The organism is Stieleria marina (assembly GCA_007741555.1).
Taxonomy (GTDB): Bacteria; Planctomycetota; Planctomycetia; order Pirellulales; family Pirellulaceae; genus K23-9.
On the sequence record CP036526.1, the window covers coordinates 5692809 to 5717915 of the forward strand.

At 49.7% G+C, this 25107-nt stretch carries 24 protein-coding genes; all 24 read right to left on the bottom strand.

What is annotated here, in order from left to right; translation table 11 throughout:
• Nucleotides 1–144: 144 nt before the first annotated feature.
• On the bottom strand, nucleotides 145–1845 hold the full coding sequence (gene xrtU, locus K239x_RS20110; RefSeq protein ID WP_145420012.1) for an exosortase U: 1701 nt from the start codon (nucleotides 1843–1845) through the stop codon (nucleotides 145–147).
• Nucleotides 1846–2017: 172 nt separating this feature from the next.
• A complete protein-coding gene (locus K239x_RS20115; protein ID WP_145420014.1) occupies nucleotides 2018–2710 on the bottom strand; it encodes a sugar transferase in 693 nt (230 codons plus the stop codon).
• A 3-nt stretch (nucleotides 2711–2713) separates the two neighbouring features.
• Entirely contained in the window at nucleotides 2714–3925 is a 1212-nt protein-coding gene (locus tag K239x_RS20120) for a UDP-N-acetylglucosamine 4,6-dehydratase (RefSeq protein WP_473163544.1), read from the bottom strand.
• Between the two features lie 44 nt (nucleotides 3926–3969).
• Entirely contained in the window at nucleotides 3970–4620 is a 651-nt protein-coding gene (locus K239x_RS20125; protein WP_145420016.1) for an acetyltransferase, read from the bottom strand.
• Nucleotides 4617–5816, bottom strand: a complete 1200-nt coding sequence (locus K239x_RS20130) for a LegC family aminotransferase (RefSeq protein ID WP_145420018.1) — start codon at nucleotides 5814–5816, stop codon at nucleotides 4617–4619. Before K239x_RS20130 ends, K239x_RS20125 begins: the two co-directional genes overlap by 4 nt.
• Before the next feature lie 12 nt (nucleotides 5817–5828).
• A complete protein-coding gene (locus tag K239x_RS20135; RefSeq protein ID WP_145420020.1) occupies nucleotides 5829–6446 on the bottom strand; it encodes an acetyltransferase in 618 nt (205 codons plus the stop codon).
• Nucleotides 6447–6448: 2 nt separating this feature from the next.
• On the bottom strand, nucleotides 6449–7171 hold the full coding sequence (locus K239x_RS20140; protein ID WP_145420022.1) for an SDR family NAD(P)-dependent oxidoreductase: 723 nt from the start codon (nucleotides 7169–7171) through the stop codon (nucleotides 6449–6451).
• A 2-nt stretch (nucleotides 7172–7173) separates the two neighbouring features.
• Entirely contained in the window at nucleotides 7174–8544 is a 1371-nt protein-coding gene (locus K239x_RS20145; RefSeq protein ID WP_145420024.1) for an AMP-binding protein, read from the bottom strand.
• On the bottom strand, nucleotides 8537–8761 hold the full coding sequence (locus tag K239x_RS20150; RefSeq protein ID WP_145420025.1) for an acyl carrier protein: 225 nt from the start codon (nucleotides 8759–8761) through the stop codon (nucleotides 8537–8539). Before K239x_RS20150 ends, K239x_RS20145 begins: the two co-directional genes overlap by 8 nt.
• Nucleotides 8762–8851: 90 nt before the next feature.
• On the bottom strand, nucleotides 8852–9985 hold the full coding sequence (locus tag K239x_RS20155; protein WP_145420027.1) for a glycosyltransferase family 4 protein: 1134 nt from the start codon (nucleotides 9983–9985) through the stop codon (nucleotides 8852–8854).
• 34 nt (nucleotides 9986–10019) lie between these two features.
• A complete protein-coding gene (locus K239x_RS20160; protein ID WP_145420029.1) occupies nucleotides 10020–10925 on the bottom strand; it encodes a class I SAM-dependent methyltransferase in 906 nt (301 codons plus the stop codon).
• Between the two features lie 59 nt (nucleotides 10926–10984).
• The gene (gene asnB, locus K239x_RS20165; protein ID WP_145420032.1) at nucleotides 10985–13030 is read right to left on the bottom strand and encodes an asparagine synthase (glutamine-hydrolyzing); all 2046 of its coding nucleotides are present in this window, start codon (nucleotides 13028–13030) and stop codon (nucleotides 10985–10987) included.
• 81 nt (nucleotides 13031–13111) lie between these two features.
• Nucleotides 13112–13891 carry a formyl transferase gene (locus tag K239x_RS20170; protein ID WP_145420034.1) on the bottom strand — a complete coding sequence of 260 codons (780 nt, stop codon included), beginning with the start codon at nucleotides 13889–13891 and terminating at the stop codon, nucleotides 13112–13114.
• Complete coding sequence (locus K239x_RS20175; RefSeq protein WP_145420036.1) at nucleotides 13891–14886, bottom strand: polysaccharide deacetylase family protein; 996 nt, start codon at nucleotides 14884–14886, stop codon at nucleotides 13891–13893. Before K239x_RS20175 ends, K239x_RS20170 begins: the two co-directional genes overlap by 1 nt.
• 11 nt (nucleotides 14887–14897) lie before the next feature.
• Nucleotides 14898–16145 carry a hypothetical protein gene (locus K239x_RS20180; protein ID WP_145420038.1) on the bottom strand — a complete coding sequence of 416 codons (1248 nt, stop codon included), beginning with the start codon at nucleotides 16143–16145 and terminating at the stop codon, nucleotides 14898–14900.
• A 241-nt stretch (nucleotides 16146–16386) separates the two neighbouring features.
• Nucleotides 16387–17523, bottom strand: coding sequence for a glycosyltransferase (locus K239x_RS20185; protein ID WP_419190102.1), 1137 nt, complete (start codon nucleotides 17521–17523; stop codon nucleotides 16387–16389).
• 5 nt (nucleotides 17524–17528) lie between these two features.
• Nucleotides 17529–18719, bottom strand: coding sequence for a glycosyltransferase (locus tag K239x_RS20190; RefSeq protein ID WP_419189202.1), 1191 nt, complete (start codon nucleotides 18717–18719; stop codon nucleotides 17529–17531).
• A gap of 222 nt (nucleotides 18720–18941) precedes the next feature.
• Nucleotides 18942–20039, bottom strand: a complete 1098-nt coding sequence (locus K239x_RS20195) for a DegT/DnrJ/EryC1/StrS family aminotransferase (RefSeq protein ID WP_145420044.1) — start codon at nucleotides 20037–20039, stop codon at nucleotides 18942–18944.
• Nucleotides 20039–20449, bottom strand: a complete 411-nt coding sequence (locus tag K239x_RS20200; protein ID WP_145420046.1) for a sugar 3,4-ketoisomerase — start codon at nucleotides 20447–20449, stop codon at nucleotides 20039–20041. Before K239x_RS20200 ends, K239x_RS20195 begins: the two co-directional genes overlap by 1 nt.
• Nucleotides 20446–20931 (bottom strand): acyltransferase, encoded by a 486-nt coding sequence (locus tag K239x_RS20205; RefSeq protein ID WP_419189203.1) that lies wholly within the window; start codon nucleotides 20929–20931, stop codon nucleotides 20446–20448. The genes K239x_RS20200 and K239x_RS20205 overlap by 4 nt, the downstream gene beginning before the upstream one ends.
• A 109-nt stretch (nucleotides 20932–21040) precedes the next feature.
• On the bottom strand, nucleotides 21041–21910 hold the full coding sequence (gene rfbA, locus K239x_RS20210) for a glucose-1-phosphate thymidylyltransferase RfbA (RefSeq protein ID WP_145420050.1): 870 nt from the start codon (nucleotides 21908–21910) through the stop codon (nucleotides 21041–21043).
• Entirely contained in the window at nucleotides 21897–22982 is a 1086-nt protein-coding gene (gene rfbB, locus K239x_RS20215; RefSeq protein WP_145420052.1) for a dTDP-glucose 4,6-dehydratase, read from the bottom strand. The genes rfbA and rfbB overlap by 14 nt, the downstream gene beginning before the upstream one ends.
• Nucleotides 22983–23197: 215 nt before the next feature.
• Nucleotides 23198–23605, bottom strand: coding sequence for an acyltransferase (locus K239x_RS20220; RefSeq protein ID WP_419189204.1), 408 nt, complete (start codon nucleotides 23603–23605; stop codon nucleotides 23198–23200).
• A gap of 512 nt (nucleotides 23606–24117) precedes the next feature.
• Nucleotides 24118–25095, bottom strand: a complete 978-nt coding sequence (locus tag K239x_RS20225) for an NAD-dependent epimerase/dehydratase family protein (RefSeq protein WP_419189205.1) — start codon at nucleotides 25093–25095, stop codon at nucleotides 24118–24120.
• Nucleotides 25096–25107 lie beyond the last annotated feature (12 nt).

The window sequence follows — 25107 nt, forward strand, 5'->3', positions numbered from 1 at the left end:
ACAAGATTGACAACTGAACAACCAAGAGCAAAAAGGCGACCCAAAGTCGCAAAATGACGCTCGAGATTCACATTTCGATCCTACAGCGCGTTCAGTGCAACACCGGCGAAATCCACCCTAGACAGCCGTGGCAACGATCAGCGGTTAATCGATCGTATCCGGAGTCGTCGTTCGAATGCGTTGCACTAATTGGTCTCTTATCCGCAAAAAATCAGACTCTAATCGACTCACATGGTCGGAGGACAGTTTTTGGTTGGTCACCAGCCAAATTTGAAGCATCATGACGTCTTCTCGAAACCACACTCCGCTTCTTTCGAATCGCTTGGCAAATCGGTTTCCCAAGACACCGAACTCAGTAATCGCAGGCATGATCGATCCGTCGGGGCGAATTGCCGAGAAAAGCAAGTAACCTTGGTGCCCTTCTGGAGATCTAAACCGCCCTCGTACAAAACTATTCTTACCACTCTGTGTGCCGCTTACTGCTAACGACTTTCGAACAACTCTGTCAACCAATTCCCAGCTCCTGACTTCATAGCATTCACAGAGTTCTTTCCAACCATGGTATGACTGGCTCAGTGCAACTTGAGCTTCTGCGGTTTGCCCTTCAATGTCGCATACCCAAACATCAGCGTTTTTCCCCAGCCGAGCATCATCACCATCTCTCTCGCTGAAATGCCTAACGACCCGTAGCATTTCATAATTTCCGCTGAGCAGATTTCCGGGTGGATCGAACAGAATCCCATCTTCCCCCACAGATATTGTTTGCCGCTCAGACCCAACGACGATGAACGTCGAAAAACAAGTGATACATACAGCAAGAGCAGCAAATGTCGCCTGAACAGAAATCAGACCGGCAATCCTTAACGGAATCTTCGGTGTCACCTCGTCACCATAGTTTATAGCAGCTTGCCCTGTATCACTAGTTTTAATCACAAAACGCCACAAACCGATAAAAGGATTTGGCTCGTTAGACTCTCGCTCCAAATCAAAGTCGTGAAACAGAATTACCGCAAGACGGTGGAATGACAGCAACATCGCAATTGCGATTGCGAGACAAAGGTAGCCGACTAATTCGTGAGGCCAGCCTGTCGCGAGGTCAATGTCGAGCAATGCATACGCTTCGGCAATCATAGTCACACGTAGGGTGTTGGCAGCTATCGCCAGTAATGCGGCCGTCGCTAGATAAATAGGCAGTAGCCAAAGCCGGATACGAAAAACACTCACAATCAGGCAAGCAATGAACATCAGTGTAAAAACGGATTGAATCCCGCTGCACGCCTCTGCAACAAACAGCTCTCGATCTGCCAACTTGATCACATTGCCCGAGACAGCGTGAGTCACCCCTGCAAAATCCAGCACAACGCTAGACAGCCGAGTCGTAATGCTTTGAAGCTCTGCAACGAGCGTGCGATCGGCACGTAGAGGCAGTTGCACAACCATCCAAAGAGTCACCGCGATTCCAAGAAGGCTTCGGTCTGCGGGACCTTTCATCGCTGACAGGCAGCATGTGACAATCATCGCAAATCCGAATGCCGCAAACAGCGGGTACACCATTAACGCCGCAAGTACATTGGAAAGTAGCCCAACTGCAATCACGCCCCAAGCAAACCAGGATCGCGGCGGATGAAACTCCCGATCCCAACGCTGATAGATAAGGTACCCCACTGCGATAAGACAGAAGGGGAAGTATCGGTAGTGTTCTTGCGTCCACAACTCAGCGAAGTAGGGATACAACATGGGCAACGAAGTCATGACTAGAAACAGCCAAAACATTGCCCAGCGGTCAAATAAACCGCGTGAAGGTTCGGCCTGTTGATGCCCAGATGTATCTTTCAATTCCGTCATGTCGTTTCGCAAAAGAATAAAGGTGACAAAAAGCACATGAGGAAATGCGAGACCGCCTATGCGTCTCGAAAAAACCTTCTTGAGAGTCTCGAGTACGCTCGAGGAGTCCTTCTTACACTTGTTTTAGCGAGTCTCAAGACTCGCATGTCTTCCATTTGTGCCAGCGAAATCGCTACTCAAATCCTAATTGCCGCCGGACGATGTCCGACTTAGGGACGGGCAACCCCGCGAACCACCGGTGAAACCCCTTCCAACTTGGCATGGCAACTGCAATCGCAGTTGCGATCATGATTTTGATGTCAACCACTAAGCTGCCGTGATCGACGTACCACATTTCTAAGGCACCTTTGTACGGCATGATGTCATTCCGATAGCAATTTCGGAGATCACGCCCATCTGTCGCAGCAGCCGTGATAATTGATTCTTCATCACGGAAAAAGAGTGACCCAAGTCCAGTAATTCCTGGCTTGACAGTCACGATTCTTCGCTGAATGTCTTCGGAGTAGTCGGCAAAACCCTCAGGCATCAGGGGCCGCCAACCTACTAGAGAAAGTTTCCCTACAAGAACATCCCAGAACTGGGGGATCTCGTTGAGCTTTGTTTTACGCAACAACTTCCCGACCGGCAGCACACGCGGGTCGTTCCGCAGTGTAATGTCCTGCGTCCCCATGCTTGCACTATTCTTGACCATCGTAACCAGCTTGGTGACCTTGATAATTTTTCCACTGAGCCCCACACGGTCTTGAAAGTAGAACGCCTCGTGTTCGCCCGTTAGTTTTAGAATAACGATGATCACGCTTAGTGGCGCAGCAACAATCAGCAGTACGCATGCGGAGACAAAAAAATCCATGGCTCGTTTGATCATCAATTACATCCGATTATCCAGAGTCTTGCCGGTTTCTTTATGAGCAAACGTTGGCAACAGTTTAGAGAAAATGGCCAGCAAGTCCTCCTTGGTCCACTCATTGGCGCGTTTCAAGGATTGAATCGCGTCTTCGAATTCAGATAGTTGCTGGCTGTCAGCAAACGCCTCGTTTTGAACGACCCCCAGTTCTTCGTATCGATCCCAATCCACCGTCTCGCCATCGGTATAGAACTCTTCAAAGTCTTTTTCACCCGTCGTGTCGGTTTTGAAGAAATAGCAGGGCCACTTTTTGACGTGAATCAACTCTTCCACGCCGCTACGCGCCTCCTCCTCCGTTTCGCACAAAACAGGTTCGTAACCCATTCGGTTCAGATAGCGTTGGGCCATGGCCGAAAACGTGATCAAATGAAGCTTGGGGCTAAGTTTCGGGAAATAGATCTCCCGATCTCTTCCCTGAAGAATCGAAAAAAGACAAAGCTGCGCGCCTTCGTCTCCCGTCACAAAGTACCTTCGTATATCGTCAGGGGCGGCAATCGGCTGGCGTTTTTGTAAACGTTGCGTCCACGCAAAGGGCAGTGACCCGTCGGAGAAAGCGACGTTCGCAAATCTCGCCGTCGAAACAGCTGTCTCCGATTTTTCTCCCAGCAAAAACATTTCCATGATTCGCTTGGAAGCCCCCATCATATTGACGGGGTTGGCTGCCTTGTCGGTCGAAACACAGAAGAATTTCTTGGCACCTGCTTCGCGTGAAAAACCCAGCAGTTTTTTAGTCAAAAAGATGTTCACATCGATCAAACGCATCAATGTGAACGGATCTTTCTCGCTACGAACATGCTTCAGTGCAGAAAAGTTTAAAACGTAATCGTATGGTTCGCTCTGCTTAAGTGCATTGTGAGCAAAGGCGTCGAATTCCGGGCCCAGGACATCAAAGCAGTACGCATGGAATTCTCCATCTGTGTATCCGATCGATGATCGAAGGTCGCGGACAAGTTCCGCCAGATTGTTTTCCGATGTATCGATTACATGCAGAGCACGTGGATTGTTCGCAAATAACTGGCGTACAACGGCTCCACCGATTGATCCCGCCCCGCCAACCACCAGAAAACGGCTTTGCGCAATATGCTCACTCAAGGCATCGCCGTGTTTCTGCAGATCCTCCACAAAGAGAGGTACAGCACGACCAATCATCTCCAGCAACGATTCGGCTTGTCTCAACGTTCTATTTCCCAGTTATACAGTTTGATGTTTTGGTTTAGCAACTAACGCGGCATGAACTTTCGTGCCGGCACTCCACGTACAAATTCACCGGCGCTGATGTTACGAACGACGGTTGCACCGGCAGCGACAAAACAATGACTGCCCAGGTCCAATCCTTGGATCAAATTCGCTCCTGTACCCAAGTGACTACCTCGCCCAACTCGAACATTCCCGGAGACTGTCACACCGGGGCCGACATGGCAATAGTCATCAATCACACAGTCATGGTCTACAGAACAACACGTATTCAAAATCGCGAAGTCGCCGACCACGGTTCCTGGCTGAATGATAGCGCCAGCGTGAATCTGCGCGGTTTCCGATATATCAGCATCAGGTGCAACCCATGAAGTGGGGTGCCGAAAGCCCACAAAACGATAGCCAATTTGTTTGAATCGATCGACGATTGTACAACGCGGACTCGCTACATCCACCGGCATCACCGAACCGACTCCGGAGGCAAGCAACACTTGATCCGACGCAAACTCGGACAACATCGCCTCGTCGGATAGAACTCTTATCCCCATCCTGTTGTCTGCATGATCCTCAGGATGAAGATCTGTGGCGGCAACAACATCGTGTCCGCAAGCAATTAAGCAAGCGCTAACAACGCGGCCATGCCCACCAAACCCAATGACCACAATCGGACGCTTCATTCGGCAGCCTCCGCAAGCCAACCAGGAGCCAAGTCAGCGGAACTGGGGATATTGATCGCCCGCCGGCTGATCGATTCCGTCTGGTCCACTGGACCGCGCGGACACCCGCTGTACATATCTAGTTGGTGCATTGGCTGCCAAACAGGTCGACACTGATAGCCAGCTCTGTTCAGACTTTCCAGCAGAGAATCGCGTGCTGATCCATGATTTGGATCAAGCATTAGGCAGTTGAGCCAATGGTTACTGCGACAGTCGGCAGGCTCAGCCAGCATCTGCACGCCATCCACTTGCGAAAACTGTTCTGCATAGAGACCAGCAAGCTCTCGTTTCGCATTCAATAACTTGGGCAATACTTCCAGCTGCGCCGCCCCTAGCGCAGCGTTAACGTTGGGCATACGAAAATTCCAAGCAATTTCGTCGTGGCGAAACTCCCACTTGTGCGGAACTTTGGCTGTCGTTGTGAGATGCTTTGCCCGATCAGCCAATTCATGGTCGTCAGTCAAGATAGCGCCGCCGCCGCCCGTCGTAATGATCTTGTTACCGTTGAAACTGACCGCCGACACCTTACCGAACCTACCGGTATGTTTACCTTGGTAGTAAGACCCTAGTGATTCAGCGGCATCTTCAATGAAGGGAATATCATACTTCTTGCAAATCTCAACGATGTCGTCCAATTCGCCCGGATGCCCGAAACAATGCATCAAACATATTGCTGAGATACGTCGCCCCGTTTCTCGATTAACTGTTCCGTCGGCTCCAGACTTCGCGACCTTGGACAGTCTCGATCTCAACGCGTCAGGGCAGATCGACAAACGCGATTCTGAAACGTCAACAAAGTGTGGGACCGCTTGGCAATGCGAAATGGCATTCGCAGTAGCGACAAACGAAAGCGATGGACAAATGACTTCATCACCTTCCCTTACGCCTGTGATGTGAAAGCAGACCTCCAGTGCCGCCGTGCCATTGACGGTTGCGACAGCCCGTTGGCAACCGGTGGCTTTCGCCAACTTTTCCTCGAATCGTGTAACGAACGAACCTGCAGAGGATACCCAACCAGTGTCTAGGCACTCCTTGGTGTACTTCCAGGCGTTGGGCGGAAGATACGGCCTGTGCAATAGCACGTACTCTTGTTGCGGTCCAATCGCATTTTCAATCGCAGCAATTGTCTCGCTGCTTAACCGTTCGATCGATGTCATTTCAGGTAACGCTTAAAAGTTGACACGAGGCATTGGGCCAGCAGCACGCAAAGAAACAATCTGATTCGTGGAAACATCCCGCCTTACATAGGTCAGTGCGTCCACCTGACTGTCATCGCCAATGTTGATGCCTGCCGCAACAAACGCATTGCTGCCGATTAAAACCCGATCGCCCAACTCGACCGAACCGCTCACGCGTGCTCCCGGCAAAATAGAACTGTATTGCCCCATCACGACATCGTGCCCAACCGATGCATGAATGTGAACGATTGAATGATCGCCAATCTTTGCATTCGAGGAAATGACCGCCAACGGACCTACGAATACACCTTCCCCAAGAATAGCAGAAGGACTAACGACGGCGACTGGATGGACAACAGAAAATGGACTCCACCCTTCTTCTAAGCAGCGTTTCGCGATTTGCGATTTGACGCGTTGATCTGATACACCAACATTAAAGTAAACCTTAGCACCTGTCTCGGTAAACTCCGGCAGGTATCGAAGTTTAAAACTCTCTTCCTCGAAATAGATTCGTTCAATTCGTTCAAATTGGTCAGCGTAGCCCAGGCACGCAGCTTCATGGACCTCAAATGCTGTTCGGTCTCCAAATACAACCAACATAGATGCCATGTTCAAATCGTTCCCGAATCGACAAACAGGTTCTGCCCAGTCACCGACTGGCTGCCGTCAGAGAGCAAGTATTCAACAGTCGAAGCGACGGAAACTAGGGAAGTCGGACGTTTCAACGCTGTGCGCTTGTGGATCCGGTCGCGCTGTTCATTACTCAACGAAGAAGACATCTCGGTTTCCATAAACCCAGCCACCACACAGTTTGATCGAATTCCTTTTGATCCCCATTCCCGAGCAGTGTTCTTGGAGAAACTCTCGATCGCTCCCTTGGTGGCGGCGTACATCGCAAGCCCCTTGTATCCGGTATGAGCGCTGATCGACGAGATATGCACAATCGAACCGGCAACCTCATGCAACAGCATGTTGCGAACAACGTACTTTGTCAGAAACATCGGAGCGTAAACGTTGGTTTGAAACATTGAATGAAGGGGTTCGGGCTGAAGATTCGTCAGCAAGTCATCGTAAGCTGTCGCAGCGTTACTGATCAGGCCATGTAGCGGCGTTTCTTTGCCAATTTGATCATCGAACACTCGTTTCTTGATCTGGCCGGTGTCAGCCAAGTCACAATCGATAAAGCAGGCCCGCTCAGGAAATTTTCGCAGTAGCGAATCGAGTTCTTTCGTAACGTTTCGGCTAACGACATACACCTGATGGCCGAGGGAAAGCTGATGCTCCGCTATTTGGAGCCCCAGTCCTCGCGATCCGCCAGTTAGCAAGAGATTCATGATCAGCGGACTTTTTTACCGGTCAATGTTGTTTGAATTAAATCGACCAGATTTACAATCCGCGGCAATTCGTAGTCATTCAACACATCTCCCAGCCGGTCTCGAATCAACTTCACACTGACGCAAGAGCCCGCGGTTGCAAACACTTCACAGCAGACCAATTCTCCGGTAACCGAATTTGACTTACCAAAAACTCTCGCCTGAACAACTTCCGGCATCTGCTCGATTAGCGATTCGACTTTCTGGCAGTTCACTTTGTAGCCGCCAACATTGATCACATTTGAATCACGAGACTTGATACTGAATTTTTGCGAATCCTCAGACTGATTCTCAACAAAGTCGCCGGTCAGAAAAAACTCCTCGTCGATATTTGCACAAAACGATTCCGCCAGCAGCGAGCGATGCACTGCTAACTGACCATCAATGATCTTAACGCGACCTCGAAGCGATTCCGGAATTTCAAACTGACCATCGCCCGAATACAACAGCGCCCCTGCTTCCGTGGACGCATAGATATTTGTCGTTTTAGCATTGGGAAACGTTTTAGATATCTGCTGCAGGAGATGATCATCAGCAGTCTCGCCACCCATCGTCACTCGACGAACATGTGGGTGAACCCGCTGATGAATGGGAGCGTTTGCTCCCTGACTGGTGTCAGCCGATGACTGACCGCACAAAAGCCGTAGATAGGTGGGGGTCGCACTCAAATGAGTGATCTGATAGCTATCGATTGCTCGATGTGCCACAGAAACGTCCAAGCCAAATAGTTTCACAATCGTGTTACGATTGCAGAGTGCTTGTAGAAAAACCTGAATGCCTGCGAAGTGCGCCGGATGGAAAGCAAATCCCCAGACGTCATCTGCGTGCGACGGCCCCGACCGTACCGTCCGCACCAGTGACTCAGCACCGTGCTGGACTATTTTTGGTTCTGCGGTGGTCCCAGATGTCTGCACACCGATCCGACAGACTGACTGCTTGATCGCATTCAATAAATCATCTGCAACTAACGGGTTGGAGACAGGGCCCCTGCTTCCACCACGCGATTCTGAAATCATCCCCGATTGCTTCTCCTGCTGCGCCGCCTGGACTTCTCGTTTGCCAACAGACCGAACTTCGGAGCCGGAATTTTTGGACTGAGCCAAATGGAATTCGCGTTCCACGTCCTCACTAACCTTTTCTCCCAACGGCCCAGCGATGATTCTTAGACTGCTGCCCGAGAGAATTGCTGCCAACAACACCTTGAACAACTCATAACAACCTTTCGGCGTGAAATCGTCAGAACCAATCGTCGTGTCTTTAACATCTCGGCCAAAATCCGCATACGTGACTGCACGACCGCCGACCGGATCAACAAAGAACGGCTTGTCATTCATTGATCCGCCCACGCAGTTCGCCGACCGTCAAAACAATGCCTTGTTCAAACACGTCCACGCCGAACTCTGCCTCAATCTTGACGGCCAACACAGCCAGTTCCAACGAATCAAAGCCCAGGTCATCTCGGAGCTTTGCATCATCGTCAATCGAATCAAGTTCAGCGGCGCCCGCGTCACTCCTGATTCCGTTGAACAGTCTTAATAGTTTGTCACTCATACTTAATCGTGTGAGATAGATGGCCGGTGTCATCGAGTGGAAGATAGCAGACGATTTTAAAAAGCGAGGGCTCACATTCATCTCGCGCGGCTAGCTTGCTGACTGAATTCCCATGATTCTTAACATTTCCGCATTCACTTTTCGCACGTCAAACCGGTCTTCAGCCAGTCGCCGACTCTCGGCTCCCATCTCAGCCCATTGATCGCGGTGTTCGATGAACCAGATCATTCGCTCCGCCAACGCTTCCGCATCGGCCTTAGGAACTAGCCAACCATTTCGGCCAGGCACGACAGTCTCCCGACAGCCAACCACGTCGGTCGTTAAGATCGGTCGCCCCATCGACATCGCCTCCAAGACAGTTCTTGGCATCCCTTCATGGTAGGACGGCAGCACATACACATGGCAATCGCAGACGAAGGGACGAACATCGGTTGCCGCCCCATGGTACCAGATCGCCCCCCCCTCATGCCACTGCCGGACTTCCTGATACGGAATCCCATCCGGCGATGGATCCTCTGGCCCAACCAAATCAAAGATTGCTGCTGGGTACTTCTTTTTGACAATCTCCGCTGCAGCCACATACTCGCGAATCCCCTTTTCGCCCAGAAGTCGAGCGATCAATAGAAATCGAGGATCACCTGTCGAGAACGGCTGTGTTGAAAAGAAGGAAGTATTGATACCTGAACCGCTAACCACATGGCATTTACTTTCCGGCACGATCCGCATGGCAACAAACAGGTCACGGTTATCGGCATTCTGAAAGATGACCGCTTCGGCGTGCCCGAGTGCAAATCGGTACAACCGCACGACCACCGCGTTTAACACCCGTCGTTTTAAACTCTCACCCTGAAAGGCGTATCCCAGCCCAGTAACCAATGCAAAGAAACGGGTATTCTTAGAGCGTCTGGCCGCGATCCCGCCCCAGATAATCGGCTTGATCGTATACGCCAAAATCACATCGGGCTTCAGCTCTCCGAAGACACTTCGAAGACTCAGCATCGTCGCCAAATCACTCTTCGGGTTCATCCCATTTCGCTGAATGGGATAGGGACGAAACGTCGCTCCGGTCTGCTCGATCTCCGCTTGCACTTCCGGTGACGCTGCTGCCGTCATCACCGTGACGGGACTCCCCGTATCCAACAGATCTCGAATCAAATCCCCACGAAATGTGACGACAGAAATTGGGTAGGCACCCAATACGATAATGCCTTTGCGAGGATTCACTTACGACTCGAACTGATTGGTTTGATCTGCATTACTATGAACCTGTTGGCTTCATTGCTACGGCGCACCAGAACGGAACATGATCGGAAAACTCGACGTTCGTCAGTCCGGCTTTCGTTAGCATTGCCTCAATCTCGACCTTGGAAAATCGCTGTTCCAGCGGAGTACCAAATCGATCGCGGCTGTCATTCCTAATCACCCAAAAGCTCTTGTCGTAGTAGGCCGATAGAGGAATCAATCTGAACATTTCTGACTTGGGTGAAAACCATCGAATAACTCTTGCCAGGGCAACAAGAGGAAGATAGACCGTGACGGCAAGGATGTCACAGACGATCTGCTTTAGCACCGAAGGCAACGCAGCGACGACTCTCCTTAGAACGTTGCTTGCTTTGAAACAAAGACGAAACAACGTCCCACGATTATCACAGGAGTAATAGAGATACACGAACAAACGTCCGCCCGGCTTTAACTTCTCCGCACAGCGTGCGATCCCCTCGAAGGTGTCAGGCATGTGATGCAAGACGCCAACACTGATGACCACATCAAACGTTTCGTCCTCAAACGGAATGTCACCGATCCCCGCTCTTGTGATGCGCACATTCGGAGAGTCTTCCAGCAATTTTCCAGCTGCCTGAACAGCAGAACTAGGGTCAATCGCCTCGATCCACCCGACCTTCGTGGACAAGTATTTCGACCATCGCCCTGTTCCGCAGCCTGCATCGAGCAGATTTACTTCTTTGTTCAGATAAGGCAACAGAATTGAAAAGTACATTGGCCCAATCACGCCAAGGTCCTTCTCGTCAAACTCGGAAAAGTGTTCCCACTCTTCCCCAAATGACTCCACGGTGCGAGGATCAAGATTTTCACCCAAGGAAAAGACAGCAACTTCCTTGTCGTGAATCTTCTGTGAACTCTCTGGCGAGCGACTGTATTCGATCATTTTTGGCTTTCCTGGTGATTGGATCCTGATAGCGATGCTACGAAACCATCGCTAACTAATTATGAGTGATGGGCTTCTAAAAAAGCTTGAAACATCAGTACGTTCCAAAGCCGGTATGCGTACTCTTTCGTGCCAGATTGATGCTCGTCCCAGGTTCGTTGGACTAGGTCTGCGTTCAGGAATCCTTGTGACTCGATTTTCTGGCGATCTAACAGAGCTGCCGCCCATTCTTTCAAGGGCCCTCGCAACCAATCAGCCAAAGGAATACTGAAACCACGTTTGTTCTTACCAAAAGTGAATGAATCGGGAAGCTTGGATTTGAGCAACTCGCGCAGGACGACTTTCCCTTTTCCATTTCCAGTCAAGAACGATTCTGGCAAACGCGTCGCAAACTCGAGCACCTTGTGATCGACAAAGGGGACACGCGCTTCCAGGCTTACTGCCATGCTGGCTCGATCGACTTTAGTGAGTATGTCATCAGGGTGGTAACTCAGCAGATCCCTGCACCGCATTTCGGACGAACCCGCAGCGAACTTCAGTCCATCGACATCCGTCAAACGAGTTTGCGTGCGATGTCCATTCAATACCAGCGCATCGGTTGGCCAAAGCAATGTTACGCGATCGTAAAACTCCCTTTGGGACCGTGAACTCAGCAAGTCCGCAAATTTAGGGATCGTGATTTCAAGCCATCGGTCATTCATCGATTCTGGCAGAACAGGCGAGAGCAATTTCAATCCCGCCCCATATAGACTCCATGGCCCATGGAGCAGCGCTCCCGCAAGCCCCTGTCGCATCAAGTTGGGAACCCAGTTCAAACGATCCAAGATCTTTGGTGCATGAATATATCTGTTGTAACCACCAAACACCTCATCACCTCCATCGCCCGAAAGCGCCACCGTGACATGCTCTCTCGTAATTTTGGACAGCAGATAAGTGGGAATTTGCGAACTGTCTGCGAAAGGCTCGTCATAGTACTGCTGTAGATTCGGTACGACATCCAACGCGTCGCTTGCGGAAACGAAATGCTCAGTATGGTCGGTACCAAGAAAATCAGCCAGCTTCTTTGCATCACTTGATTCATCGTATGCATGATCCTTAATGCCAATCGTAAATGTCTTTACAGGCCGGGAGGATTTTTCCTGCATCAACGTCACGATGGTGCTTGAATCAATGCCACCCGACAAGAAAGCCCCCAGCGGGACATCAGCAACCATCCTCGCTTCAATGGCGTCCGACAACACGTTTTCACACTCGGCAACGGCATCGGCAAGTGTCCCTTGAAAGAGGTTACTTCCGCCCGATTCATAGACGTCCTCGACACTCCAATACTTGGATGGAGAGGAAGACGAATCCGTTGCAAAAGGAGAAAAACCGCCTGCTGGCGAGCGTAATTCGTCCTTCGTAAGCGTCAGCACAGACCCAGGAATCAACTTGTAGACATTTTCATAGATGGAATACGGCGTGGGTACATAGCCGTAACGCATGAACATGCATAATGCATCGCGATTGATAGTCGGCTGCCAATTTTGGATCGTCCGCATGGCATGCAATTCGGAGGCAAACATGAAGCCTTCATCATTCCATCCATAATACAACGGCTTGATTCCGACTCGGTCACGAACAAGTTGCAAAGTCTGTAGGCGCTGATCGTACAGTCCAAAGGCAAACATTCCATGTAGCCGTTCCACCGCCTCTGTAAGCCCCCACTGCTCCACAGCCGCCAAGATAACTTCGGTATCACAATCTGATTTAAAACCGTGACCTAAAGACTCTAGAGCCGAACGAATCTCTCGAAAGTTGTAGATTTCTCCATTGAATGTGATTGTGAAGCGACCGCCATTGCTGTGCATTGGCTGGAGTCCATTGGGCGAAAGGTCAAGTATCGCCAACCTGGCATGACCCAGTGCAAGGTTTACGTCGTCTGATTGCCATGTCGCGTTATCGTCTGGACCGCGATGGGATATCGCTCCTATCATCCGCTGGCAGTTAGAACGCAAAGATGCAGGTGTAGTTGCTTGATAGATGCCTGAAATGCCGCACATGTTCTTTTTACAACTCTCGGACTGATGCGATTTTAAAAACGACGGCCCCAGCGCAGCACCCATCCAAACACTGATCACCAATATGCAGTTGCTGCATATTCATTGGTTCGCATACCAACTCTCTAAACGCAGCAGTTCGCAAAGTTACTTTACGCTTTTACTGAATCTGTAATACAGGTACTGAAAAACGGTGGGGTGACTTCGCAAACAAGTGCGTCTGCCAGACGAATCCTCTCGGGGAAGCTCCTGGCCAGCAAGAATCGCTTGCACGGTCTCGGCAATCTTTGGAATCGCCGTGCCGATGTGGTGAATAGGATACGTCGTGAAATTATCGTTGGGCGCGATCTCAAAGTGGACGTAACGAATTGCCCCCCCCGTATCGATGCCTTCGTCGACAAGATGGATAGTCGACCCGACATCTTCAGGCTTGCCTTCTGCCAAGGCCCAGTAGCCACCGTGCACACCTCGATAGGTTGGTGTTATCCCATGATGCGTATTGATAAAAGTTGCATCGCAGCAGCCAAGCGTTTTCTTGCCAATGATGCGAGTTCCATTGACAACAACTACCTTTGGCTGAAGCCGAGCGAGCAATTGGCGGCAATCTTCCGCATTGACTGACGCCACACGGTCGACAGATTCTGTTGGAATACTTGTTATGTCAAGTTGGTACAAATCTTGCAATTCACGCGAACGCTTAAAACTACATCGCTTCATCCAGGGCACAATGCCCAGTAAGAAACAGAGTTGGCCAAAGACAACCCGCCAGCCAAGCGTCTTGCAACGCCTTCGGTACATTTTCATTCGTGACGGACCCTGCTCCATCACCACAGACATACTGCCAAACTTACCTGCGAGTGCGTGATAAACAGCGCGACTACTCTCGCCGTCACCACACAGAAGAACGATGTCACACTCAACGGCCATTATTTATCCTTGGCTGCAGCAGCAACCTGCTGCATGTTTTGAGATCGCATCCCGAATTTCCGGTTGAGCATGCGAAAGTGCTCAAGTATCTCTGCCAGGACTTTAAAATTTTGCTCGGTGCAGTCTGAAAAATTGTGGGGGTGCCACCACAAATGAAAGACTCTCTTCTTCTTGGCGGCATATGTCATGGCACGTTTAATTCGCTGGACATGTAGACGATGGACTTGCTTGCGCGACTCCGTATAGGGCCGGAGGAAGATGCTGCCAGGAACGTTAAACAGACCGCTATCAGTGCCAATTTCGCTCCATTTCGTAGCGTACGAATTACCGAAAAAACAGTACGCATCTAGCAATCGAAACAACCTTTTGACTAGCTGTTTGTGGTCGGAAGCCATATTGCGAAACAGCCAAGTGTTTGGGTTTCCGCGAAAGTTCGTGATACCGTTTGCAACCAGCAGATCGTCATAGCCAGAATTATGCTGGTTCCGTGGGAACACAATCGAACTCATCAACACGCCTTTGCTTTCCGCCAGTCTCCCGCCTGCCTCAAGGTCTGCCTGAAATGCCTCACCGGACTGCCCAGGCTCAAGGCACAGGTAGTGCGAGTATGTATGGGAGGCGATTTCTTGCGAAGCGAAATTTTGAATCTGGCGAATCAATGGAAGGCCGTAGTGCAAGGGGTCGTCCACGTGCGAATCCCCCACTCGCTGGCCATAGGGAGACAGTTCTGGTTCTTTGTATTGAGGCTGAACACTCGGAAATGACTCCTCTAGCTCCTGACGTCCTTCCGCAAACAGCATTCCCACGACCGCCCATGTTGCCGCAATTTCAAATCTGTCAAAAAGCTGAAGGAGTCGAGGCACAATTGCCCAGACAGAATTGAGTTTTTGGGCTTCTGGACTATCCCACTCCAAGACGTCTCGCAAACCCCAGTGCAACTCGAAGTCCAATGAGATGACAAACGCACCGTGGTTGACGGGTTGTGATTCAGCCATTCGTTCTTGTGCTATGTTCGGTGAAACGCAACGGGACGCCTTGAAATCGCAGGAATGTTCATCGCCGTCACTCCAAGAGGAAGTGTCGCCAACAAGATACAAGCCGGCATGATCTGAAGCCGCTGACGTACCATTAGACCCATGTTGTACATGAATCCTAAGTAGAAACTGATGGCTAAAAGAGCCACGACACAGATGACTACGGCAGGACTGAAAAGCAGTTTTTTCTTATCAGCGACTCGAGACCACTGAAACGCAATCATCAGCGTTGAAAACCATGCTTCAACGCCAACAATTGCGAAATTGAAATTGCCCCAGGTCGTCGGATTGGGCTCAAACAGAATGAACACTAGGCCACTAAGAACTGGGATCGGAACCGCATTTCTTACGATCGTTGAGCCACCCAAGTCTTGATCCGTCATCGCATCCAACTGATTGACGATTCCTCTCTGTGCAACCTGTTCGGTGAAACCAGGTGCAAGAATTTGTACGGCACCAAGAAACAAAACGAACGAGACACCCAGAATCAAGACTGAAAAAAAAGCCGACCCCGGCCTCTTAAACGACAGAGCATGAGGGGCAGCACAAGCAACCAACCAAGCTGCAAAAATGTGTGGGCGAAGCAAGAAGAAAAGTGCAGCACCGACGAATGAGATGAAATAGAAAACTTTAGTTCGACTTGGAAAATTAACATTAGGCAGGCTGGCAACTGAAAATCTAATAATCAAGCCAATCCCCCAAAGCACAGGCCCTTCTTTCATATTCCACGGAGTAAAGATCAGCGCCGAGGGAAGAAAAAGTGCGTACAAGATCACCCAAGTCGGCAACTTTTCTACCCGTGAAACAAGCACAACGGATTCAAGGACCAACAATAGCCCAATGAACGCTGCCATCGCATGAATTATGTAAGTTGCAAAGATGGGAGAATCAGTCAGTGCATAAAAAACACCGATCATGCTTCGGTATCCATAATTACTCAACCATTCCAGCTCGTCTAAACCCATCGATCCGAGCTGAAGTTCGCGAGCGATGCGCCTGGCTGCTCGTTCATGAGTATGCCCGTCAAATGATGCACGCATATGACTGGGCAGCCAGATGAAACAACGATGGAACGTGATTGCCACCCAAGCGAAGAGAGCGAAGTAGAGCAAATTACGTCGATCGTGTAGCGCAATGTGCGCACTGCTTAACCGGCGAATGCAATAATCAGCAGAGCCAATTGCAGCAACTGCAATTATCAGCCCAATAACAATATCCATTTGCGCCTAACCTTCCTTTAGCGTCTGCAGCGACCCGTGCGCCAAACCATCAGCGCTACGGTAATGCATCGATCGGAAAACAGCGATCATCCAATCCAACACCGGTTTTCCGCCTGCATATGAGACTGTTTTACCACAGCCCAATCCCTCTCTATTGAACTCATAAAAAGCAACTGGTCGTTGTTTCTGCCTCAGCATGAACGACCCTAATTTTCATTTTTCAAATGCCGTGCAAACGGGACTACCTGGTACTGGCAGCCTCGATCGCACGCTGATAAAGATTGAAATAGTTAGATTGCATCGAAGACAGCGAGTGTTGCGATTTCGCATATTCCATCTGAGACTCACCTAGCTCATTTCGTTTCTTTGGACTGCGAACCAACTCTATCGCTCGGTTGGCAATAACCTCAAGATCTCGACTCGTCCAAATCCAGTCCGATGATGTGATCTCGTATTGGTCGTTAAGTTGATACCCAACTATCGGCACTCCGGCAAAAGCTGCCTCGATAGCAGCAAGCCCGGTAACGGACCCAACGTTAAGAGTCAGATATAGATCCATGATCGACACTCCCAACTTTGGATCGTTAACAACTCCCGGGGTGTGAATACGACCTTCAAGCCCATGATTCCGAATTGCATCTTGCACGTTATCGAATTCAGCGCCGTCGCCAACTAATAAAAAATGAACTTCAGGACCAACTTCATGCGAAATCATTGCCATTAGTTCGACAAACATCGTGGGCAATCGCTCAGGGCGAAACTGCCCCATAGTTCCGATGATCAACTCACACGAATCCGGAACTCCAATTGATTCCCGAAGCACTTGCCTCTTTACATTCGATACTTTGCCACAGGAAGTATCGACTCCGTTTGGGATAACCTCAACCAGAATTCTAGGATGACGTTTGACGAAAGGTTGCCAACTCTCATCGTATGCCATCATCGCTATTGCGTCACGACGGCTGGCAAGCCATTTGTGAATCTTCTTTTTCCAATTTGCAAAGGGCATGCCTACAGCATGGTAGGTTTCAACGACTGCTGGCTGCTTGTTCTTCGTAAGCCAAGAGCTGAGATGAACGACTGAGCCGAAAACAGAAGCGAAACTTAGGTGGCAATGCAGTATGTCATGAGACCTTAACCAACCCAATTTTCTTATAGTCCACAACAAACCTTCAAATTGAAGTCGAAGCCGCCCGACTTTCTTTTCAATGACATACTGAACGTCAATTGAGTCGTCGATAGTATTGCGAAGCAGTCGCTCATCCACCTTGAAGGCGGCGACGACGGTAACTTCATGCCCGTCTCGCGCAAAGCTATTTGCCAAGTCAACCATGACCCGTTCACCACCACCTTTGGTGAGAGCCGGTATCAAGTGCACTATTTTCAAGTTTCTGCACCCATTAATTCATAGGCTGCGACTTCCATTTCGGTTTGCTCCGCTGGTGCAAGAATTTCCAACGCTCGCTTTCTCGCGTTTGAACCAAATTCAGCAGCCAATTCCTTATCGCCTAGGATTCGAATCGTTGCATCGGCCATTGCTTGCTTATCAAACGCTGGAACCAACAGTCCAGAAATTTCATCGACAACCAAATCGCCCTGCCAATCCAAATCGTAAGCAACAATTGCAGCCTCGCCAAAAGCGGCTTCTGTAAGAGCACGACCTGTAAGCGGTGAAAGCACGACGGCTGTTTGGGGGATGATGCGTGATATAACCCCTTGGTCACAGTTGCCTAGCATCATGACTTTGTCCCCAACTCCCAACTGAACAGCGCGGTCCTTGATTGTATCTCGTAAAGGCCCGTCACCTATAAAACAGAGACCGACATCAAGCCCTGACGTCGTCAAAATACCCAAGACTTCGATACAATCCAGAACGTGCTTGATTTCGATAAGACGTCCAATATGAACGAGCGCAGGCCGTTGACTGAAAAACTCTGCTACCTTCGGATCTTCGATGCTTGGCCGGTCACCAGCAGGAGCTAAATGACGCGGATCAATAAGATTCCCGAACCTAACGATATGACACTTTTTTGGATCCGCGCCTTTTGACACGGCGAAATCCTGATAGTTTTCACCTGGTGACAAGATGCTATCCGCACGTGACAAAACAAGCTTTTCAACCATTTCTTCAAGTCGAATAAATGGAAACATCCGTGGCATTATTGGACGACCAGTCCTCTTCCGGATAGCGTCGTGATCTCCGTTGATTCTTACCATGAGTTTACCGCCAACTAGGCGTGCGACAATCAAACCAAGTAGTCCCGCAAGTATGGGATCACCTACTCGTATTGTCTTAATTTTTTCGTGTCGCGCAATTCCAATCAAGTGGAACAGAAGGCTGACAAGAGCCAACCCGGCGTTAAGATGTCGAATCCATGAAAGCCAGGAGACACGACCATAACGGCCTCTGACAAAGATGTGATCTTCCGACACTGTCTCATTGATCGGGCGCCCGTAGACACTCGAACTGCTACCCATTTCCGGGTGTATGTCCACCGGATGAACTGACCAAACTTTTTCCCAATAACCGTCGAGATGCCTAATCTTCAATACATGCGACAAGTCCCGTTCCAAGATTTGGTCGTATGTATAGGACGAGCAAATGTAGATTAGTTTGCGAATCGTGCCGTTCCCTGAGCTTGTCGTGTCCGCCGATTTAGTCAAGTGACGGGAACCCTTCGACATTGGAGAGACAAGTTCTTGGCTTGTTCCAAGAACCATGATCAAGATCGATGTCTAAAAACATCATAGTAGTGATTGTCTGCTCAACCACCGTCGCTCGGTTACAACTCGGTGTTAGCATAGCACATCACCTTTTTTCTTAAGCAACTCAATGACGTAGTCGATATCTACGTGCGGACCAATCGGCAGGCTCAAGCAGGTTTCGGAAATTGACTCTGTAATTGGTTGCGAGGCCGCATTGAATTGAGGATAGGCTTTTGTTTTATGGGCTGGAATCGGATAATGAATCTGCGTGCCGATCCCAACCTCCGCGAGTTGAGACTGCATCCGATCGCGGTTTAAAACACGTATCACATAGAGATGCCAAACCGGATTCGCCCATGTAGGAACGGTGGGCAGGGTAATGGAAGGCGATCCCGTCAATAAATCAGTGTATGCCGCGGCGACTTGTTGGCGCCGGCCGTTCCATTCATCAAGGTTCGCCAGCCGAACTCTTAGAAACGCGGCTTGCAATTCGTCGAGTCGAGAATTGAACCCTGCTTCTTCGTAGTGATACTTGATCTTAGAGCCATAGTTGCGCAGAATTCGGACACGATCTGCAATTGAGCTGTCTGTCGTTGTAACAGCTCCCCCATCAGCGAATGCTCCCAGGTTTTTGCCTGGATAGAAACTGTGCGCTGCTGCGTGCCCGAGCGAACCTGTTTTTCGGCCCTTGTACAACGCTCCTTGCGCCTGTGCAGCATCTTCGATGACAACCAAATTATGTTGATCGGCAATTTGCATTATCTGGTCCATGTCCGCCGGTTGACCGTACAGATGCACCGGAATAATAGCCCGAGTCTGGGGTGAAATCGCTGCTTCTATTCGATTCGCATCAATGTTGTACGTTTGCAAGTCAGGTTCAATCGGCACTGGAACAGCACCTACTTGGCTGACTGCTAACCATGTGGCGACAAAGGTGTGTGATGGAACGATCACTTCATCGCCAGGACCGATGCCGAACGCACGCAGCCCCAGCACCAATGCATCGAGACCACTGGCGACGCCAATGCAATGTTCAGCTTCGCAGTAAGTAGCGTATTCGCCCTCAAACGCTTCCAGTTCTTGCCCAAGCAAGTACCAGCCAGAGTTCATCACGCGGTGATAAGCGGCATCAAACTCTTCCTTGAGTTCGAGATAGGCCGGTTTCAACTCAAGAAATGGCACATTCATCAGGACGGTTTCATGGCACTAAGGAATGAACTGTACTCTCGGAAATAGTCGTCTTCATCGTACGCGTTTGATGCTAGAACCATGCAGACTGACCCGGACGAAAAATTGTCAAGCTCACGCCACATCATCGGGCAAACATAGAGCCCGCAATACGAACGATTAAGATGCACCCGCTTCTTTTCAGTGCCGTCGTCAAGCACGACGTCAAAGCTGCCGGACATAGCAATGATCAACTGATGCAGTGCTTTATGTGCGTGCCCACCTCGCTCCGCGCCGCCAGGTACGTCGTACAGGTAATAGACCCTCTTAATTTCAAACGGAACATGTGACTGCCCCTCGATGAAGGTCAAATTTCCACGCGGATCCGAAATCTTCGGTAAGTTAATGACTTTACAGTCTGTAATGCTCATCTTTTATCAACAATGAGAATTTCGTTTTCGATCTTGAAGTTCATTCCGCAAGAACAACGAATCGGATCGGATCCCGTAGCAAGTTTGTTGCCACACAAACAAATCCAACCTTGAATTCTGGCTGGACATCCACAAACAACTGCGAAATCGGGAACGTCTTTGGTTACTACCGAGCCAGCCCCAATCATCGCCGCTGCGCCAATCGTTATGCCTGGCAGTATTGTGGCGTTTCCTCCAATGGAAGCTCGATGTTTCACTAGAGTCTTGGCAAACTCGCCAGGGTACTTTTGGCTTCGAGGCAAGACATCGTTTGTAAAGGTGACATTGGGTCCAACAAAAACATCATCTTCCAGAGTAACTCCATCCCATAGCTGAACACCGCATTTGATGGTGACTCGATCACCGACCAAAACTTTGTTTTCGACGAAACAATGGGAGCAAATGTTGCAATCATTTCCTATGACCGCTTCGGGCAAAATCACCACGAACTGCCACACGCGAGTCTGTTCACCAATTTGATTCGCTTGGACATCAGCCGATGGATGAATCATTCTCTAAAGTTCTCAAAATCGCCGTGTCGATGACAAAAGGCTACCGAGTCAAGTTTACCAAATAACGCCCGTAGTCGGTTTTGGACTCGGCAAACCGTTCCAAAATCTGCCCTGCAGCCAACCATCCGTTTTTAAATCCAATCTCTTCCAAGCACGCAACCTGAAAACCTTGATGGTGTTGGATCGTCCTTACAAACATGGAAGCGTCCAGCAAACTGTCATGAGTTCCAGTATCAAGCCAAGTATGACCGCGTCCGAGCATCTCCACTTTAAGCTGACTACGCCGAAGGTACTCTTGATTCACCGAAGTAATCTCCAACTCCCCGCGCGCTGATGGCTTAACTGACTTGGCGATATCGACGACCTGATTGTCGTAAAAATACAAGCCGGTGACCGCAAAATTCGACTTGGGCTCACTTGGTTTTTCTTCGATCGAAATAGCAGTGCCATCGTCGTTGAATTCCACTACCCCATATCGCTCCGGGTCATGCACCTCGTAACCAAAAACAGTCGCCCCAGTTTCCTGCTGAAACGCTGAATGAAGCTTGGGAGAGAATCCCTGGCCGTAAAAAATGTTATCGCCGAGAATAAGCGTGACACAAGAGTCACCAATGAACTCTTCGCCAATGACAAATGCTTGCGCCAGTCCCTCAGGCTTAGGCTGGACGGCGTACGCAAGCTTGATGCCAAAATCAGATCCGTCTCCCAACGTCCGCTCGTAAACCGGGAGGTCCGTCGGCGTCGAAATGATTAAAACCTCTCGAATACCGGCCAGCATCAACACAGACAAGGGATAGTAGATCATCGGCTTGTCGTAGACTGGCAGCAACTGCTTGCTAGTTGCAATCGTGACCGGGTGTAGTCGCGTGCCAGAACCGCCTGCGAGAATGATTCCTTTACGATTGTACATTGACGCCTCCTATTCGTTCCAATTGGTAACCACCGGAGAGGATATTTTCCAGCCAAATGCTATTGTCCAAATACCATTTGACGGTTTGACGGAAGCCTGATTCAGCGTTTTGCAGTGGAGCCCATTGAAGCTCTTGCTTTATTTTTGACGCGTTGATCGCATATCTCATATCGTGTCCTGGACGGTCTGTGACAAACGTGATTAGCGAAGAATAGCGACTGTCTTCTGGTGATTTGCCGTCGGCCGATCTTGGACGCAGCTCGTCCATCAAACTACAAATTTGTTGTACCAACTCAAGATTGGTAAGTTCGTTGTCGCCGCCTATGGCATAAGTTTCGCCGACCTGACCTCGGTCAAGCACCCTTTCAAGAGCGCGGGCATGATCTTCCACATATAACCAATCTCGAATGTTCTCGCCTTTTCCATAAATCGGTATCGACTCCGATCGTAGACATTTCATGATCACGACCGGAATTAGTTTTTCCGGAAATTGAAATGGCCCGTAATTATTACTGCAGTTGGTAATCAAGACCGGAAGGCCATAAGTATCTTGCCAGGCCCGAACCAAATGATCCGACGATGCTTTGCTGGCCGAATACGGTGAGTGCGGGTCGTACGCAGTCGATTCGCAAAAAGCCGGAGCGTCCATTGCAAGTGAACCAAACACCTCGTCTGTCGAAACATGCAAAAGCCGAAAACGATCTTTGTCGGCGCCTTCCAATTGCTGGTAGTAGCTCTTGGCTGCATTCAATAGTTTAAATGTTCCCACAACATTCGTTTGGATGAACGCTTCTGGTCCATCGATCGAACGATCCACGTGCGATTCGGCAGCCAAATGCATGATGGCGTTTGGCCGATGCTGTTCCAGCACACTTGCGAACAAATCTCCGTCGCAAACATCACCCTGTACAAATTGAAAACCTGGGTGGTTTTCCAAATCAGATAACGACCCGCGATTTCCCGCGTAAGTTAGCTTGTCATACACAACGACTTGATGATTGCATTGCATCAGCAAGTAGCGAGTCAAATTGGTGCCGATAAATCCTGCACCGCCGGTTACTAGTATCTTCATGTATTTTTGCCGTCTAAGTTCATAACGCGTCGATTGTCAAACGGGGAACAGAATTCACGGCCAGTCTACAACCGAGCGAATATCGCAAGTTCAAACGCGTCTCGAAGGTGAAAGCTGACGCAATAGCAAGACTGCAATTGCCGCTGTGCTTATTCCAGTTTCAGGGAGGACCGCAGATGTGGGAATGCCGTGTTACTTCAATCATGACTCTATACTCAGTTTGCGTGAACACTTGCGGATCCGCTGAAATCCTTAATGAACTTAGCGGGCACTCCGCCGATGATCGTAAACTCTTTTTCAACACTTTTCGTCACCACAGCACCCGCTGCCACGATCGTGTTGTTTGCAATTGAAACGCCGCCCAAAATAGTTACGTTTGCTCCAATCCAAACATTGCTGCCAATCGAAACGGGTCGTTTTTCCACGGGCTGATATTTGATGGGCGTGCCCGCATCGGCAAACGTGTGTTCTGTCGTGATGATCGATGTGTTGTGACCAATGGCAACGTAGTCGCCGATTGTTAACCCGCCTTGCCCCGACACAAAGCAACCGTGATTGATGGAAACGTCATCGCCCAGGACGATGTTCTCAAATCCATGAAAAACAATATTGGCTCGAAACAATAAGTTTTTTGAGCGTTTCCCCAAAAGTGCCTGCACGAGCCGAACCCGTAAAAGATCGAACAATGGGAAATCAACGATTTTAATCAGAAGATAAACCCGATAAAGCACTTTTTGTTTAATCCCCATTCTTCAGTCCTCCCATTTCAACCTCGATGCGACGACGGCGTCGTCAATCAATACCGACCAACGACCTGCTACAGCGTTTTGCCTAAGCCGAGTACCGAAAATGAATTCCGAGCCGGTCAGTTTTTCTTACCCATTCGGTACGTCTTCGAAACCGCCAACCTTCCCACGCGTGTTGGTGGTGCTTTATGCCTCGCTGGCAAAAGCTGCGACCTTAGCAGCAACTTCATTGGCCGAAACAAACAATCCAGAAGCAATGAACTGCGCTAAGCAGTCATGTACCAGCCGGTGACACAGCAGCACGTCGCCGTGCCGCATTTGTCACTTTCCTGATTCAACAACACTCGCATAAGAAACCGTTCAGGCGTTTTCTCAATGCCTGTTCGGCGTTATTGGCCTAGGAACGCAGAAGTGTCTGCCAGGGCCAATTTCAAAGTCCCCCAAAAGTCCTTATTGAATGTCACGCCTAGGTCCTTGACCACGGTCTCATTTGAAATATCGAACTGCATAATGTCGCCGATCAAGGGATCACCGTGTTCAACAGATAGCTTGTCGTTGGGATCCAGAATTTTGAGCATGTTCGCCGCCAACTCATTGATCGAGACTTGAATCCCGGAGGCTGCATTGTAGACCTTTCCCGTCGCGACAGAATTCATCGCAGACCGCAAATTGACTTCAACGAGGTCCTTCACCCAAGTGAAGGAGCGAACCTGCTCCCCGTGGCCAAAGACGACCGGGTTCTTTCCTTCCATGATGTTGCGAAGAAAAATGGAGACGACTCCGCCAAACTCATTCGATTCCTGCCTTGGCCCGTAGACATGAAAGTACCGTAGGATCGTGGAGTCGAGTCCATATAGTTTATGAAAAACATCCACATACCGTTCGCCGGCTAGCTTTGAAACTCCGTAGTAGGACACTGGCTCAAGAGGGTGCGTTTCGGTACTGGGGAAAATCTGCGGCTCGCCGTAGACGGAACCCGTTGACGCATGCACAAATTTGGAAACCTTGTGGTCCATCGCGTACTGCAATAGGTTCAAAGTCCCACCCGCATTCACTTCCAAATCACGCTGCGGATCATGGAGACAAATATTCTTCTTTGAAGCCGCGTTGTGAAAAACAATGTCACATCCGTCAAAGAGCGCCTTCATATCGTCGTCGCGATCACAAACATCTTTGTCGGCGACCGTCAACAAATCACACTCAAGGAGCTGCGTATTGCTTCGCTTGCCAGCGGAAAAGTTATCAAGGCAAACGACATTTGCCCTGAGCTTAATGAGTTCCTCACAAATGTGGGATCCAATGAAGCCTGCACCGCCTGTGACGATAACTTTCTTGCCTTCAAAAAAATCTGTTTCTAGCAATAACAATTTAAAGATCCT

Bases quoted from the DNA above. Each gene is read 5' to 3' on its own strand.
- K239x_RS20115 (WP_145420014.1), bottom strand. From the start codon at position 2,710: ATGATCAAACGAGCCATGGATTTTTTTGTCTCCGCATGCGTACTGCTG.
- K239x_RS20125 (WP_145420016.1), bottom strand. From the start codon at position 4,620: ATGAAGCGTCCGATTGTGGTCATTGGGTTTGGTGGGCATGGCCGCGTT.
- K239x_RS20175 (WP_145420036.1), bottom strand. From the start codon at position 14,886: ATGGCTGAATCACAACCCGTCAACCACGGTGCGTTTGTCATCTCATTG.
- rfbA (WP_145420050.1), bottom strand. From the start codon at position 21,910: ATGTACAATCGTAAAGGAATCATTCTCGCAGGCGGTTCTGGCACGCGA.
- K239x_RS20130 (WP_145420018.1), bottom strand. From the start codon at position 5,816: ATGACATCGATCGAACGGTTAAGCAGCGAGACAATTGCTGCGATTGAA.
- asnB (WP_145420032.1), bottom strand. From the start codon at position 13,030: ATGGGTGCTGCGCTGGGGCCGTCGTTTTTAAAATCGCATCAGTCCGAG.
- K239x_RS20135 (WP_145420020.1), bottom strand. From the start codon at position 6,446: ATGGCATCTATGTTGGTTGTATTTGGAGACCGAACAGCATTTGAGGTC.
- K239x_RS20160 (WP_145420029.1), bottom strand. From the start codon at position 10,925: ATGATCGAATACAGTCGCTCGCCAGAGAGTTCACAGAAGATTCACGAC.
- K239x_RS20170 (WP_145420034.1), bottom strand. From the start codon at position 13,891: ATGGCCGTTGAGTGTGACATCGTTCTTCTGTGTGGTGACGGCGAGAGT.
- K239x_RS20150 (WP_145420025.1), bottom strand. From the start codon at position 8,761: ATGAGTGACAAACTATTAAGACTGTTCAACGGAATCAGGAGTGACGCG.
- xrtU (WP_145420012.1), bottom strand. From the start codon at position 1,845: ATGACGGAATTGAAAGATACATCTGGGCATCAACAGGCCGAACCTTCA.
- K239x_RS20140 (WP_145420022.1), bottom strand. From the start codon at position 7,171: ATGAATCTCTTGCTAACTGGCGGATCGCGAGGACTGGGGCTCCAAATA.
- K239x_RS20180 (WP_145420038.1), bottom strand. From the start codon at position 16,145: ATGGATATTGTTATTGGGCTGATAATTGCAGTTGCTGCAATTGGCTCT.
- K239x_RS20195 (WP_145420044.1), bottom strand. From the start codon at position 20,039: ATGAATGTGCCATTTCTTGAGTTGAAACCGGCCTATCTCGAACTCAAG.
- K239x_RS20145 (WP_145420024.1), bottom strand. From the start codon at position 8,544: ATGAATGACAAGCCGTTCTTTGTTGATCCGGTCGGCGGTCGTGCAGTC.
- rfbB (WP_145420052.1), bottom strand. From the start codon at position 22,982: ATGAAGATACTAGTAACCGGCGGTGCAGGATTTATCGGCACCAATTTG.
- K239x_RS20200 (WP_145420046.1), bottom strand. From the start codon at position 20,449: ATGAGCATTACAGACTGTAAAGTCATTAACTTACCGAAGATTTCGGAT.